Source organism: Blastococcus sp. SYSU DS0617 (assembly GCF_054051075.1).
On sequence record NZ_JBJHAO010000016.1, the window covers coordinates 38648 to 53459 of the forward strand.

Consider the following 14812-nt stretch of genomic DNA (forward strand, 5'->3'; position numbering starts at 1 on the left):
GCCCCGGCCGAGGCCGGCGGTCACGCCGGCACCCTGTTCCGGCGCAGCACAGCGGGCAGGCGAGGACGGCGCGACGGCACAGGAGGCCGTCCTCGGCGCACGTACCGGTCCCACACGCTCATGCCTGCTCCTCTGACTCCGTCCATCGCGGGAGTCACACGCTGGCATGAACCTGGACGGCGGCCGTCCGGTTTTCCACAGGTCAGGGGTGCAGAGCCGTTGCTGCTCTGCGTAGTCTCCGGCGACCGGTGATCAACTCGGGGAGAGACGACGTGATGCGACGCTGGACGCTGCGGCTGACGGCCTGCCTCGTCGCCGGCTGCGCGGCGCTCACGGGTTGCTCGGAGAAGCAGGAGGCCAGCCGGAGCCTGCCGTCGACCAGCAGCGCCGCTCCTTCTAAGGAGGCCTTGCCGCCGCTCGGGCCCGCGGACTTCCCCGTTCCCGCAGAAGCGCGAGCCAAGACGCCGGACGGAGCGCTGGCTTTCGCCGAGTACTACATGATGTTGGGAGTCAAGATCGGTGAGGGCCGAGTCGCGTCTGACGTGTTACTCGACCTAAGTACCGACGAGTGCCGTCTCTGCGAGCGGATCGCCCGTTCGCTTGCCGAAGACCGGGCAGCCGGTTACACGTATCTGGGGAACAGTACGACCTTCGAAGAACTCGGCCCGCCACTCATTGATGACGAGAGCGCTGAGATCGGGTTCCTCTTCAGTCAGAGCTCGTACACCGTGCTTGATGCCTCCGGCCAGGAGGTACCAGCGCGTGCCGGCCAAGCCGCAGAAGACCTGCAATCCGGCATGATCCTGATCTGGAATAGCGGCCTTAGTTCCTGGCTGGTGTCCAACCTGACGGTCGGTTGAGTCATGCGCCGAGCACCCGCCGGACTCCTCCTTGGAGTCTTTCTCTGCGCGTTCCCGGGGGCGGCCGAAGCCGCCTGCACGACTTACGTCTGCAACGGACCCGATGTTGCGACCGGCGAGGGCAGCCTGACAGCTTCGTACATTGCACGAGCTCCCGGCGGCAGCTGGGCGGCCACCAACAGTGCTCCCGCCGAGCACCCGTACACGTACCAACTCTCCGATCCCTGCGTCGTCAACGACAGGGAGACCGGGGCATGTCGTCCCAGCGACGACATCGAGTGCCCCGCCCCGCCCGACCGCGTGGTCGAGGATCTGGTGATGGAGCAGCGCCGGCTGGCGATCACCGGGCCGGACGGCACTACCACCATCGACGGATTTCCCACCGGTGGCGCCCCTGTCGGCACGCCCGTCGGACCCTGGGAACGGCTCGAACGAGCTTGCGTCGACATCACGGCGTTGAACCCCGCACCGTCGCCGGCTGAGGTGTTCCGCTACTTCCAGACCCTGCCGCTCCCCCAGCTCCCCACCAAGCAGCAGCCACCCGGCAACGGACTGGTCGGCCTGCCCGTCATCTTCTTCACCGACGGGCCCACCACCCAGACGTTCACGCTCGACATCCGCGGCTTCACCGTCGACATCACCGCCACCGCCACCAGCTTCACCTGGCACACCGGCGACGGCACCGACCTCACCACCGCCAGTCCCGGCGCCCCCTACCCGGACCACACCATCAGCCACGACTACGCCAGCGGCAGCTACACCGCCTCGCTGACCACCACCTGGACAGCCACCTTCAGCGTCGACGGCGGCCTCACCGTCCCCGTCCCCGGCAGCACCACCACCGAGGGCCCACCCGTCACCTTCCAGGTCCTCCAGGCGCGCCCGGTCCTGACCAACCCGTTCGACTGACCGCCGGCGCCACCGATGAGTGGGCGCGCCCGCCCCGGTCAGAGAACCGAGGGTCGCCCGGCCCGGGAGGAGACAGACATGCGGAAGATCGTGCTGCACCTGGGGATCTCGCTCGACGGCTACTTCGAGGGGCCGGACGCCGACATCAGCTGGCACCGGGTCGACGAGGAGCTCCACACGTTCTTCAACGAGCAGCTGGCCGAGAGCAGCGCCTTCCTCGAGGGCCGGGTGACCTACGAACTCATGGAGGAATTCTGGCCGACGGCGGACGAGGACTCGACCGCTTCGCCGGCGGTGAAACAGTTCGCGGACATCTGGCGAGGCATGCCGAAGATCGTCTACTCGCGGACCCTCGACACCCCCGGCCCCAACGCCACGGTGGTGCGCGACGTCGTCCCCGAGGAGGTGCGGGCGCTGCAGGCGCAGCCCGGCGGGGAGATGGTGGTGGGCGGACCGGTGCTGGCCGAGGCGTTCCGCCGGCACGACCTGATCGACGAGTACCGGATCTTCGTCAACCCGGTGCTCGTGGGCAGCGGCCGCCGGCTGTTCGAGTCCGAGGGCATGCCCGCCGACCTGCGACTGGTGGAGACGCGGGCCTTCGGCAACGGCGTCGTCATGCTGCGGTACGAACGGGACCGCTGATCGCGGCGCTCAGCGCGGAACGGTCTCCCGGCGGCCGGAGTCCAGGGCTCGAGCGGCGATCTCCAACACCTCGACGACGTCGCGGCCGAACGCGACGTCACAGGGGTGCGTGCCGCCCGTGAGCGCGGCCGCCTGCAGCTCGTCGACGGCGAGCCCGAAGGCCTCCACCGCCGTGCCGGAGTCGGGCAGCAGCACCAGCCGGCCGGCGTCGCCGTGCACGAAGAACTCGACGCCGGCCGACATGGGCGCCACGGTGAGGGAGAGCGTGACCGTCGACGCCGCCCCGGACTCGTGGGTCAGCACCAGGTGGACGGTGTCGCGCAGGCCGGCTCCCGCCTGCACGGCGACGACGCGACCGAGCGCGGGGACGAGGACCGAGAGCGCGTGCGGACCGACGTCCCAGAGCGCCCCGCGCTCGTGCCGCCACGGCGACGCGGCGAATCGCGTGCCGGCCAGCGAGGCCAGCCAGGAACCGGCGCCGCCGGCCAGCTGCGTGCGCCCGGCCTGCGTCAGCCAGGTGGTGGTCGCGGCCTGGAAGCGGAGGGTGAAGAAGACGACCGAGGCGACCCTGGCGTCCTGCACCGCTGCCACGACGCGATCGGCCGCCGCCGCGGTGAACGCGATCGGCTTCTCCAGGAGCAGGTGCTTGCCGGCTGCGGCCGCACGCTCGGCCAGCGGCGCCTGGAGGTCCGGCGGCAGCGCGATCGTCACGGCGTCGACCTGGCCGAGCAGCTCGTCCACGTCGGCGAAGCCCGCGACCTCGTGCTCCGCTCCGAGCGCCTTGGCCTTCGCCAGATCGCGGCCCCAGACGCCGACCAGCTCGGCCGCGGGGTGGCCGGCGAGCGCCGGGGCGTGCACGGTCCGCGCCCAGGGGCCGGTGCCGAGGACGCCGAAGCGCATCGTCAGACCGCGCCGAACTGACGATCGCCGGCGTCGCCGAGGCCCGGCACGATGTACGCGTTCTCGTTGAGCCCCTCGTCGACGCTGGCGGTGAACACCCGCAGCGGCAGCCCGCTCTCCTCCAGCCGCTGGAGACCTTCGGGTGCCGCGAGTGCGCACAGCACGGTGATCTGCGTGGCGCCGCGCGCGGTGAGCAGACCGCAGCAGTGCACGAGCGATCCACCGGTGGCGAGCATCGGGTCGAGCACGAGGACGTGCCGGTCGACCAGCGACTCGGGCAGGGAGGCCATGTATGCCTCGGGCTGGAAGGTCTCCTCGTTGCGCGCCAGACCGACGAAGCCCATCTGGGACTCGGGCAGCATGCCGTGCGCGGTGTCGGCCATGCCCAGGCCCGCACGCAGCACGGGCACGATCAGCGGCGGTGCGGCCAGGCGGTAGCCGGTCGTATCGACGACCGGCGTCCGGATCGGCTCCTCGGCGACGGCGAGCTCACGCGTGGCCTCGTAGACCAGCATCTGGGTCAGCTCGCGGAGCGCGGCGCGGAAGGCGGCGTTGTCGGTGCGCTCGTCGCGCATCCGGCTCAGCCGGGCTCGGGCCAGCGGGTGATCGACGACGGTGAGCTGCACGCCAGAACGGTAGCGGCCCCGCTGGAAGCCCCGGCAGGCCCGCCCGGGACGCTCGGACGCCGTCCACGGCACCGCCAGCTCTCACGCGGCCTGGAGTGGGCGCCCCCGCGCTTCGGCAGCCAGGCGGCGCTGGAGATCGCGGTTGGCCAGCAGCACCCAGACGACGTGGGCGAGATCCATCCGCTCGCCGTTCACGTGCATCGTGGACGTCAGCTCGGGCGCTCCGCCCGGGAACAGCAATCGGGTCAGATCGCCGGTCGGGGCAGTCCTCGGCTCACCCGCCGTTGCTCGGCCGCCGAGGTCGCCCGTCGGCCGGCGGGCCGCCAGCTCGTCGATCGGCGACACGCCGACGAAGGCCCCGCCCCCGGTGCTCGACCCGCTCCCCGCCCCGGCCACCCCGTCGACGAACGCGGCATCGGCGGCGCCCCACACGCGACGCCCGTCGGAGGTCAGCACGACCAGGCGCCCCGCCCGCCGGGACATGACGAGGTCCTGGTCGTGCACCAATCCGTGGTCGACGTCGCAGAGCAGCACGAGATTGTCGATGTCGGTGCCGCCACCGAACAGCCAGTGCCGCATGTGGTGCGCGTGCAGCCGTTCGATCCGCGTCTCGGTGCACCCCGGCCGGGCGCAGCCGCCGTCCCGCCGCAGCAGCGCCCGCCGTTGCGGACGGGTGGCGAGCCGGCGGGACCGCCCGACGCCGAGCACCTCGCGGTCCCGCTCGAGCATCGCGACGACCGTGGCGCCGCACAGCATGCGGCGCACCTGCGCCGGGTGCAGCGCCGGACCGCCCTCGAGGTAGGCCTGCCCGGCCGCGGCGTCCTCGGCCAGCACGGCGGCATCGACGTGCACCACCACCTCCCGGAGCGGCGGGGCCCCGGCGCGGCGATCGGCGCGCCGCCCCGCCCGGGCGAGCGCGGCGACGGCTGCGCAGCGCCTGGCCGACGTGCGCTCCCGGGCGCAGGCGATCTCCTCCCGTTCGGTCGCCTCCGCGTCCGCGACGGACGACGCGTCCTCGTCCGTGTCCGTTCCCTCGTCCTGCGGAGCTCCGGCGGGGGCCGCCGGCTTCGCCGCCGCGCGATCACGCCGGACCCCCGCCTCGACTCGCGACTCGACGGCTGCCAGGAAGTCCGCACCCTCCTCCGGCCCGAGGCGCATCCGGACGACGAGCATCCCGTCGTCGTCCCACCAGTGCTGGAACTGCCGCTGCACCGCGACGGTGTCGTCGTCGACCCGGTCGCTCCGCCGCCAGGCGCGGACCACGCGCTCGACCTGGGAGGCGGTGGTCTCCACCGCCAACTCCAGGAGCATCTGCTCGGTCTCCGGTTCGGCGACACGGGTGACGGCGCGGATCTTGGAGTAGGACAGGCGCCCCTCCGCGAAGGCTGCGGACAGCCGGGGGAGGTCGCCGAGCGCGCGGGCGACGCGGACGTGCTCCCGTGCGGTACCGGGCGACATGCCGCACTGCCAGGCGAGCCAGTGGGCGCAGGAGGCGATGCCCTGCGCGTGCCAGCCCTCCCGTCGGTCGAACTCCGCGACCAGCCGCAGCCAGGCGGCCGTCGCGGCAGCGAGCCGTACGGCACCGGCGGTGATCTCGCGAGCCAGATCAGGCAAGGACGTCTCGGGCACCACGGCCTCCTTCGAACGTGTGATCGAAGACTAGGGCGAGGGTCCGACACTTCCGGTCGCCGAGCTGGGCATCGGAGCCACCCGTGACGTTCCCGCGGGAACGCCGCAAGGCGGGTCGCGGTGGCCCGGAGGAGCCGCCACGCACGTTCCCGCGGGAACGCCCGCGGATCGCGGTGGCCGGGAGGAGCCGCCTCGCACGTTCCCGCGGGAACGCCTCGGCGGAAGGCGACGACGACGGCACCCAGGGAGGACGCCCTCTCCCCCGGAAGCCGGATCCGCCACGTCGTCGGACGTCGTCCTGGAGGCCTGGCGCTCCACCCGGTCGGGCGCACCGCATCCCTCCGGGTGAGGCCGTCCCATGTCATGGGACGGACAGGGGAGAATGGCCGCCATGACCCACGTGCTCGACCCCGACGCCCTGTCGGACGACGCCCGGGCGCTGTCCGTTCCGCTGCCCCCGTACCGCGACGTCACCCGCTCCGACGCCAGCTTCCGCGCCTTCCTGCACGGCCTGCCCGGAGTCGACCAGGTGGGCGCCGAGGCGCGCGTGGCCCAACTCGGCACCCGCTCGATCAAGACCACGTCCAAGGAGTGGGCGATCGACACCGCGATCTCGATGGTCGACCTCACCACGCTCGAGGGCGCCGACACCCCTGGCAAGGTGCGCAGCCTGGCGGCCAAGGCGAGGCGGCCCGACCCCACCGACCCGACCTGCCCCCGGGTCGCCGCGGTCTGCGTGTACGGCGACCTGGCCGGGGTCGCCCGCGAGGCGCTCGGCGACAGCGGCGTGCACGTCGCCGCGGTCGCCACCGCCTTCCCCAGCGGGCGGGCCAGCCGGGCGGTGAAGCTCGCCGACGTGCGCGACGCGGTGGAGAACGGCGCCGACGAGATCGACATGGTCATCGATCGCGGCGCCTTCCTGGCCGGCCGCTACCTCGACGTCTACGAGGAGATCGTCGCCGTCAAGGAGGCCTGTTCCTCACCCGGCCGCACCCCCGCCCACCTCAAGGTCATCCTCGAGACCGGCGAGCTGGTCACCCTGGACAACGTCCGCCGCGCCAGCTGGATCGCGATGCTCGCCGGGGGCGACTTCATCAAGACCTCCACCGGCAAGGTCAGCCCGGCGGCGACCCTCCCCGTCGGCCTGGTCATGCTCGAGGCGGTCCGCGATTTCCGCGCCGCCACCGGCCGGCAGGTCGGCTTCAAGCCCGCCGGCGGCATCCGGACGACGAAGGACGCGATCAAGCACCTCGTGCTGATCAACGAGACCGTGGGCCCCGACTGGCTGCACGCCGACTGGTTCCGCTTCGGCGCCTCCAGCCTGCTCAACGACCTCCTGCTGCAGCGCCAGAAGCTGCGCACCGGCCACTACTCCGGCCCCGACTACGTCACGGTGGACTGACCGACGATGACCGCAACCGCCCGACCCGCCCCCGTCTTCGAGTACGCCCCCGCGCCCGAGTCGCGGTCGATCGTCGACATCGCGCCGTCCTACGGCCTGTTCATCGACGGCGAGTTCGTCGACGGCACCGGCGAGTCGTTCACGACAGTCAACCCGGCCACCGAGGAGGTCCTCACCGAGGTCTCGGCCGCGAGCGCCGCCGACGTCGACCGGGCGGTCCGCGCTGCCCGCCGCGCCTTCGAGAAGAGCTGGGGCCCCATGCGCCCCGCCGACCGCGGCAAGTACCTGTTCCGCATCGCCCGCCTGCTGCAGGAACGCGCCCGCGAGTTCGCCGTCCTCGAGTCGCTGGACAACGGCAAGCCGATCCGCGAGTCCCGCGACGTCGACGTCCCCCTGGCCGCCGCCCACTTCTTCTACTACGCCGGCTGGGCCGACAAGCTCGACCACGTCGGCCTGGGCACCCGGCCGCGCCCCCTGGGCGTGGCGGGCCAGGTCATCCCGTGGAACTTCCCGCTGATGATGCTGGCGTGGAAGGTCGCCCCGGCTCTTGCGGCGGGCAACACCGTCGTCCTCAAGCCGGCGGAGACCACGCCCCTGACGGCACTGCTGTTCGCCGAAGTCTGCCGGCAGGCCGACCTGCCCGCCGGCGTGGTCAACATCGTCACCGGCGCCGGGGACACCGGCCGGGCGGTCGTCGAGCACGACGACGTCGACAAGGTCGCGTTCACCGGTTCCACGGACGTCGGCCGCTCCATCGCCCGCGCCGTCGCCGGTACCCGCAAGAAGTTGACCCTCGAGCTCGGCGGCAAGGCGGCGAACATCGTCTTCGACGACGCCCCGGTCGACCAGGCCGTCGAGGGCATCGTCCAGGGCATCTTCTTCAACCAGGGCCACGTGTGCTGCGCCGGCTCCCGGCTGCTGGTGCAGGAGTCGGTCCACGACGAGGTCGTCGCCTCGCTGCAGCGGCGCATCGGCACGCTGCGGGTCGGCGACCCGCTGGACAAGAACACCGACATCGGCGCGATCAACTCCGCCCAGCAGCTGGCCCGCATCCGCGAGCTGTCCGACATCGGCGAGGCCGAGGGGGCCAACCGCTGGCAGCCGGCCTGCGAGCTGCCCGACCGCGGCTTCTGGTACCCGCCGACGATCTTCACCGACGTCTCCCCCGCCCACCGCATCGCCCGCGACGAGATCTTCGGCCCGGTGCTGAGCGTCCTGACCTTCCGCACTCCCGACGAGGCGGTGGCGAAGGCGAACAACACCACCTACGGGCTCTCGGCGGGCATCTGGAGCGAGAAGGGGTCGCGGATCCTGAAGATCGCGAACCAGCTGCGCGCCGGCGTCGTGTGGGCCAACACCTTCAACAAGTTCGACCCGACGTCGCCCTTCGGCGGCTACAAGCAGTCCGGCTACGGCCGCGAGGGCGGCCGGCACGGCCTGGCCGCGTACTTGGAGAGCACCCGATGAGCGACCGCCTGGCCGTCCGCAAGACCTACAAGCTGTACGTGAACGGCGCGTTCCCGCGGTCGGAGTCCGGCCGGACCTACGAGGTCACGGACGCCAAGGGGCACTTCGTGGCCAACGCCGCCCGCGCCTCCCGCAAGGACGCCCGGGACGCCGTCGTCGCCGCCCGCGGCGCCTTCCCGAAGTGGTCGGGCGCGACCGCCTACAACCGCGGCCAGGTGCTCTACCGCGTCGCCGAGGTGATGGAGGGCCGGCACGTCCAGTTCTGCGAGGAGGTCGCGCACGGCGAGGGCCTCTCGGCGTCCAAGGCCCGGGCCGCCGTGGACGCCGCCGTCGACCGCTGGGTCTGGTACGCCGGCTGGACGGACAAGCTGGCCGCCGTCCTCGGTGGGGCCAACCCCGTCGCCGGCCCCTACTTCGACTTCTCCACCCCGGAACCGACCGGCGTCGTCGCCGTCCTCGCCCCGCAGCAGTCCTCGCTGCTCGGGCTGGTCAGCGTCCTGGCTCCGGTGCTCGCCACCGGCAACACCGCCGTCGTCGTCACGTCGAAGGAGCGCCCGCTGCCGGCGGTCACGCTCGCCGAGGTCCTCGCCACCAGCGACGTGCCGGGCGGCGTGGTCAACCTGCTCACCGGCGACGCCGAGGAGCTCGGCACCTGGCTGGCCGAACACGCCGACGTCGACGCCATCGACCTCACCGGCGCCCCGGAGAACCGGGCGATGGAGTTCGAGCGCGAGGCGGCCGGCACCATCAAGCGGGTCGTGCGCCCCCCGCTCGCGGAGCCGGACTGGACCGCCGATCCGGGTCTGACCCGGATGACCCCGTTCCTCGAGACCAAGACGGTCTGGCACCCGATCGGGATCTGACCGCGAAGCGACTCGTGCGACCTGCCCCCGGTCGTCAGCCGGCCGGGGTGAAGAGCTCGTTGTGGTCGAACGTCAGCCCGGTCGTGCGGTAACCGAGTTCGGCCAGCAGGGCACGCAACTCCTCGTCAGAGGCAACTGCTCGACCGATGGCGCTCTCCTTGATCTCGACGTAGAGCGCGCGGGGACGCAGTCGGGCGAGGGTGGCCCGCATGCCTATCAGGGCTGCCGCTTCGTGCCCTTCGACATCAAGCTTCACCACGTCCAGTCGCGGTAGCGGCCCGCCGGGGCGGGCGGCCGCCCAGTCGTCGAACGTGGTGGCGGAGACCTGTCCGACCTGCTGTCCACTGCCGTGCAGGGAACGCACGCCGGCGTCGGCAACGGAATAGCGTTCATCGGCGAACAGCGGCAGCCGCCCTCGCACGTCGCTGCACGCAGCCTCGACGATCTCGACGTCGAGCCCGTTGCGAACGGCGGCGGCCCGCAGCTTCGCGGTCGAGTCGGCGGCCGGCTCGAAGGCCAGCACCACACCTCCGCCGAGGCGAGCCAGCCGACGAGCGATGGCGAGTGCGTGCACGCCGATGTGCGCGCCCACGTCGGCCACGACATCTCCGGGGCGCAGATCGGCGAGCACGTGACCGATGAAGCGGGGCTCGTAGACGCCGGTGTAGAACAGGATCGCCTGCAGGTTGTCCCGCAGGTCCAGCTCCAGCGCCAGGCCTCCGCGGCGGACCCGCACCGTCGGGTCTTCGGACCAGCGTTCCGGAATCTTGGTCAGACCGGGATTCTCCGCGCGCAGCCGAGGCGAGATGCGCCGGACCGTCTTGGCGTAGCTGCGCGGCGCCCGAGCTGCGGCCCGCAGCGCCAGCGCAGCGGTCAGCCGTGCCGGGCGGGGACCGATCAGCCGCTCGGCCACGAAGAGACTGCGCCAGAACGGTCGGGTGACCGGCGGGTCGACGAACACCGGTGCAGCTTCGCGGGTGGCACGGGCGCCCGCGAGGGGGCCGGTCAGCGAGTCGAGGACAGCGGTCGCCGACGACGAGCAGGACCGGACGCACGATCACCGGATCCGGGATGCACTCCCCGAGCGCCCTCGCCCACGCCTGTCGGCCGAGGACACCTGGGCCGAAAGGGGCGGGAGGGCGGGGCCGTCCATCTGGCAGAGTCTCCCCGTGGCCAGGCCCAGCATCGTTCCCATCGCTCTCACCCTCGACGACCGCACGGGCTACACGCTGTGGGCTCCTCCGTGGGAGGAGGACGGCGAGGAGTGGCAGGCGTTCCTCGGCACCACGGTCGAGGTCCGCGCCGACATCAACGACGACGACCCGGAGAACCCGGTGCCCACCGCCGTCGTCCACCTCTTCCCCTCCCCCGCGGCGCTCGCGGCGTTCTGCCGCTCCAGCACCGACCACGACCTCGCCGACCACCCGGTGTGGCCCGTGGTGGCGGGGCTGGGCGCCGCCGACCTGACCCCGGACGACGACCACCGCTACGACCTCGACGGCGTCTACGACGTCGCCGCCGAGAACCCCGACCGCTGGGCGGTCGAGGAGCTGGCGGCCACGATCGACATCGTCAGCCGGCTGGCCGAGTGCCTCGACACCGCCGACGAGGACGACGAGGACCTGGACGACGAGGAGACGGAGTTCGAGGCCGTCGCCGAACTGGTGGCCAAGCCCGAGATCGGCTCGCTCGGGCTGGGTGCCGAGGCGTTCATCGGCCGCTCCGGCGAGGACGCCTGGGCAGGCGTCGGCAGCGCGCTCGACGACCTGTGGGAGGACGTCGTCGAGGAGCTCGGTGAGCACCTGGACTGGACGGGCGCGGGCACCGCGGCCGCCGCCGACTTCCCGTCGGCCTCGGAGGCCGCCCCGATCGCCGTGGACGACGAGGACGACGCCATCGAGCCGGTCGACGTCCGGGGCACCGGCCCGGCCGCCGGCGTGCGGACCATCGCGGGTGGCGGCGGCAGGCTGCCCCACGACCCCGCCGCCGTCGCTGCGGCGGCGGAGTTCTGGGAGGCCGTCGGCATCCTCCCGGTCCAGGTCGTCGTGCCCGACGGCGCCGGGATCACGCTGCGCTGCTACGTCGACGACGTCGCCCGGTTCCTGGGGCGCGACGGCGAGGTCTTCCTGTTCGACACCCCCGCCGAGCTGAGCCGGTTCTGCGCCGGCGACGAGCGCCACGACCTCAGCGAGATCGCCTCCTGGCCCGAGGTCGCCGCCACCGACACCCCGCCGATCCCGGCCGAGCAGGACCGCTACGACCTCGCCGAGCTGGCCGACCTGCTCGGCGAGGTCGCCGACGGCGCCGCCGGGCTGGTCAGCTACGCGGCGCTGGCGCAGCCGGTCGAGGGCGCGCGCGACCTCGCCGAGTACGCGCGGCTGCCGCGGGTCGAGGAGCTGCTCTCCCCCGCCGCACCGCTGGGCCGGGCCGTGGCGGTCGGCGAGCACCGACCGGACACCGCGCTGCGCCAGGAGGACGCCGCCGCCGTCCGTCCCGCCTGGGACGAGATCGTCGGGCTGATCAGCGGGAAGCTCGTCTTCCGCGACTGAGGCGCGAACGACCGAGCGGCCGGCCCCGGGAGATCCCGGGACCGGCCGCTCGGCCGTTCAGTGCTTCAGGTACCGCTCAGCTGCCGTAGCGCGTGGGACGGCCGGGCCGTCCACCGGCGCGACCACGGTCGCCGTACGAGCGCTCGCCGGACGAACGCTCGCCGCCACCGCCGTAGGATCGCTCGCCCGCGGGCCGCTCGCCGGCAGGCCGGGGACGGTCGCCGAAGGAACGACGCGGGCCGCCGCGGGAACCGCTGGGGCGCTCGCCGTCACGACGCGGACGGCCACCGGGGCCGCCACCGCCGCGACGCATGTCGCGCTGGGTCCGCTCCTTGGGCTCCACCGGGATGCCGGCGGCGACCAGGTCCAGGATCGGCTTGTCGCCGGGCCGGGTGCGGTCCAGGGGCGGGTCGACCTTGGCCGTGCGGAAGCGGCGCTTGGCCTGGCCCACCTGGTCGGGCAGCAGCAGCGAGACGACGACGCCGGCGGCACCGGCGCGAGCGGTACGGCCCGAACGGTGCAGGTAGGTCTTGGCGTCCGTCGGCGGGTCGTAGTGCAGGACCAGCGAGACGTCGTCCACGTGGATGCCGCGGGCGGCAACGTCGGTGGCCACCAGGACCGGCGACCGGGCGTCGGTGAACTCCTCCAGCGCACGCTTGCGCGCCGCCTGGGGAAGTCCGCCGTGGATGGCCTCGGCCTTGATGCCGGCGGCCTTGAGGTTGTCGGCCAGCCGGTCCACGCCCAGCTGGGTGCGGGCGAAGATGATCGTGCGGCCGGGGCGGCCGGCGAGCTCGGTGGCCACCTGCAGCTTGTCGCGGAAGGCGAGCGTGAAGGCCAGGTGCTCGGCCGGCGGCGCCTCCCCACCGGGGCGGACGACCTCGTGCCGGGCCGGGTCCTTCAGGTAGCGGCGCACCAGCGAGTCGACCTCGCCGTCCAGCGTGGCCGAGAACAGCAGCCGCTGGGCGTTGCGGTCGGTCTGGTCGAGCAGCTCCTTGACCACCGGGAGGAAGCCCAGGTCGGCCATGAAGTCGGCCTCGTCCAGGACGGTGACGACGACCTCGGCGAGGGTGGCCTCGCCCTGGTTGATGAGGTCCTGCAGCCGGCCGGGAGTGGCGATGATGACGTCGACGCCGCGACGCAGCTGCTGGATCTGGCGGTACATGGGCGCACCGCCGTAGACGGTCGCCAGGACGACACCGGTCGCCTGACCCAGCGGCGCCAGGTTGTCGTGCACCTGCTGGGCGAGCTCGCGGGTGGGCACGAGGACCAGACCGCGGGGGGCGCGGCGGCCCTGCTTGACCTCGGCACCGACACGGGCCAGCAGCGGCAGGCCGAAGGCCAGCGTCTTGCCCGAGCCGGTGGCGGCCTTGCCGAGCACGTCGCGGCCGGCGAGGGCGTCGGGCAGCGCCGACGTCTGGATGGCGAACGGGCGGTGGATGCCGCGCCGCTCGAGGGCGGTCACCAGCGGCTGCGGCAGACCCAGCTGGCCGAAGGTGGGGCCGGTCGGCTCGGCCGGCGCCTCGGGGGTGCTCTCCGCCGCGACGGTGTCCGCGGCGATGTTCTGGACGGTGTTCTCAGTGGTGTTGTCGGCGTTGTTCGACTCGAACGACACAGGGTTGACCAAAGTCATGCGGGGTGGGGCTCCGATACTGCTCGGAGCGCGTCCCGTGGAGAAGGAGAGCGCCGCAGGTACCGGCGTCCTCACTGGCGATCGTGTGCGCCCAGGGATGGAACGCGTGATCTGCACGGATGCGCTCATGCCCGGACAAACCGTCCGGGAGGATGACCGGCGTTGTGCCGGTACACCCAGGCTAGCAGCGCGGCCGCCCCGGTGATTCCCGCGAGGGGGTGGGGACGGTCACCCTCCGTCAGCCCCGCAGGGCGGCGTACCCGGGCCGGACGACGTCGGCGAGCAGCCGCGCGCGGTCGGCCTCGTCGAGGAAGGCGGCCGCGACGGCACGCTCGGTGACCGTCTGCACGTCGTCCCAGCCCCAGCCGAACGTGGTCGCGACGTCGGTCAGCTCGCTGCTGGCCGACACGCCGCTCATCAGCCGGTTGTCGGTGTTCACGGTGACGGCGAAGCCGAGCCGGTGCAGCCGGTCGATCGGGTGCTCGGCCAGCGAGGGGTAGGCACCGGTCTGCACGTTGGACGACGGCGCGACCTCCAGCGGCACCTGACCGTCGAGCACCCGCTGCGCTACCGGCCCGGGCGCGCCGTCCACCGGCACCTCGTCGGCGATGCGGATGCCGTGGCCGAGACGCTCCGCGCGCGCCCCGTCGAGCGCGGCGCGGATGCTGTCGATGCCGGCCGCCTCACCGGCGTGCACCGTCCGGTGGGCGCCGGCCCGGTCCAGCAGCTCGATGGCGGCGGGGATGCGGTCGGGCGGGAAGCCGATCTCGGGACCGGCCAGGTCGAAGCCGACCACGCCCGCGTCGCGGTAGCGCACGACCAGCCCGGCGACCTCCTCCCAGCGGTCGTTCTGGCGCATCGCGCACAGCAGCGCCCCGACCCGGATCGGCGTCCCGGCCGCGGTCGCCTCGGCCGCGCCGGCTGCGAACCCGTCGACCATCGCCTCGACGACGGCCTCGATCGCCAGACCGCCGGCCGTCGACAGCTCCGGGGCGAAGCGCACCTCGGCGTGGACGACGCCGTCGGCGGCGAGGTCGAGCGCGCACTCGCGGGCGACCCGGTGGATCGCGTCGGCGGTCTGCATGACCCCGACGGTGTGCGCGAACGTCTCCAGGTAGCGGACCAGCGAGCCGGAGTCGGCGGCCCGGCGGAACCAGCGGGCCAGCTCGTCGGCGTCCGCGGTGGGCAGCTCGCGGTAGCCGTGGGCGTCGGCCAGCTCCAGCACCGTCTGCGGCCGCAGGCCGCCGTCGAGGTGGTCGTGCAGGAGGACCTTGGGGGCGCGCCGGATGGAGTCGGCGTTCAGCGGCGCAGGCACGGAGGCACGCTACCCGGCAG

13 protein-coding genes are annotated in these 14812 nt (G+C 73.0%); 7 read left to right on the top strand and 6 right to left on the bottom strand.

Annotated elements, in window-relative coordinates:
* Positions 1 to 248: 248 nt before the first annotated feature.
* The 3 genes from ACI793_RS16170 (at position 249) to ACI793_RS16180 (ending at position 2411) form a co-directional block, all read left to right on the top strand.
* Complete coding sequence (locus tag ACI793_RS16170; protein WP_456607393.1) at positions 249 to 860, top strand: hypothetical protein; 612 nt, start codon at positions 249 to 251, stop codon at positions 858 to 860.
* Positions 861 to 1178: 318 nt separating this feature from the next.
* A complete protein-coding gene (locus ACI793_RS16175) occupies positions 1179 to 1769 on the top strand; it encodes a hypothetical protein (RefSeq protein WP_456607394.1) in 591 nt (196 codons plus the stop codon).
* Positions 1770 to 1847: 78 nt separating this feature from the next.
* Entirely contained in the window at positions 1848 to 2411 is a 564-nt protein-coding gene (locus ACI793_RS16180) for a dihydrofolate reductase family protein (RefSeq protein WP_456607395.1), read from the top strand.
* Positions 2412 to 2420: 9 nt separating this feature from the next.
* On the opposite strand, the gene ACI793_RS16185 is transcribed toward ACI793_RS16180, so the two are convergent.
* The 3 genes from ACI793_RS16185 to ACI793_RS16195 all read right to left on the bottom strand — a co-directional run bounded on the left by ACI793_RS16185 (position 2421) and on the right by ACI793_RS16195 (position 5566).
* Positions 2421 to 3311, bottom strand: a complete 891-nt coding sequence (locus tag ACI793_RS16185; RefSeq protein ID WP_456607396.1) for a Gfo/Idh/MocA family protein — start codon at positions 3309 to 3311, stop codon at positions 2421 to 2423.
* Positions 3312 to 3313: 2 nt separating this feature from the next.
* Positions 3314 to 3937: a uracil phosphoribosyltransferase gene (upp, locus tag ACI793_RS16190; protein WP_456607397.1), complete on the bottom strand. Its 624-nt coding sequence runs from the start codon at positions 3935 to 3937 to the stop codon at positions 3314 to 3316.
* 81 nt (positions 3938 to 4018) lie between these two features.
* A complete protein-coding gene (locus ACI793_RS16195; RefSeq protein ID WP_456607398.1) occupies positions 4019 to 5566 on the bottom strand; it encodes a DUF222 domain-containing protein in 1548 nt (515 codons plus the stop codon).
* A 391-nt stretch (positions 5567 to 5957) separates the two neighbouring features.
* Between ACI793_RS16195 and deoC the strand changes: the two genes are divergently transcribed.
* From deoC to ACI793_RS16210, 3 genes are read left to right on the top strand one after another with little or no spacing between them, the layout of a single operon-like run.
* On the top strand, positions 5958 to 6968 hold the full coding sequence (deoC, locus tag ACI793_RS16200) for a deoxyribose-phosphate aldolase (protein WP_456607399.1): 1011 nt from the start codon (positions 5958 to 5960) through the stop codon (positions 6966 to 6968).
* Positions 6969 to 6974: 6 nt separating this feature from the next.
* Positions 6975 to 8435 carry an aldehyde dehydrogenase family protein gene (locus ACI793_RS16205; protein ID WP_456607400.1) on the top strand — a complete coding sequence of 487 codons (1461 nt, stop codon included), beginning with the start codon at positions 6975 to 6977 and terminating at the stop codon, positions 8433 to 8435.
* On the top strand, positions 8432 to 9298 hold the full coding sequence (locus tag ACI793_RS16210; protein WP_456607401.1) for an aldehyde dehydrogenase family protein: 867 nt from the start codon (positions 8432 to 8434) through the stop codon (positions 9296 to 9298). Before ACI793_RS16205 ends, ACI793_RS16210 begins: the two co-directional genes overlap by 4 nt.
* A gap of 34 nt (positions 9299 to 9332) precedes the next feature.
* On the opposite strand, the gene ACI793_RS16215 is transcribed toward ACI793_RS16210, so the two are convergent.
* Positions 9333 to 10259, bottom strand: coding sequence for an FkbM family methyltransferase (locus ACI793_RS16215; protein ID WP_456607402.1), 927 nt, complete (start codon positions 10257 to 10259; stop codon positions 9333 to 9335).
* A gap of 208 nt (positions 10260 to 10467) precedes the next feature.
* Between ACI793_RS16215 and ACI793_RS16220 the strand changes: the two genes are divergently transcribed.
* Positions 10468 to 11847, top strand: coding sequence for a hypothetical protein (locus ACI793_RS16220; RefSeq protein ID WP_456607403.1), 1380 nt, complete (start codon positions 10468 to 10470; stop codon positions 11845 to 11847).
* 76 nt (positions 11848 to 11923) lie between these two features.
* Here ACI793_RS16220 and ACI793_RS16225 read toward each other — a convergent pair whose 3' ends face one another.
* On the bottom strand, positions 11924 to 13477 hold the full coding sequence (locus ACI793_RS16225) for a DEAD/DEAH box helicase (protein WP_456607404.1): 1554 nt from the start codon (positions 13475 to 13477) through the stop codon (positions 11924 to 11926).
* Positions 13478 to 13715: 238 nt separating this feature from the next.
* Positions 13716 to 14792, bottom strand: coding sequence for an adenosine deaminase (locus ACI793_RS16230; RefSeq protein WP_456607405.1), 1077 nt, complete (start codon positions 14790 to 14792; stop codon positions 13716 to 13718).
* Positions 14793 to 14812: the final 20 nt, after the last annotated feature.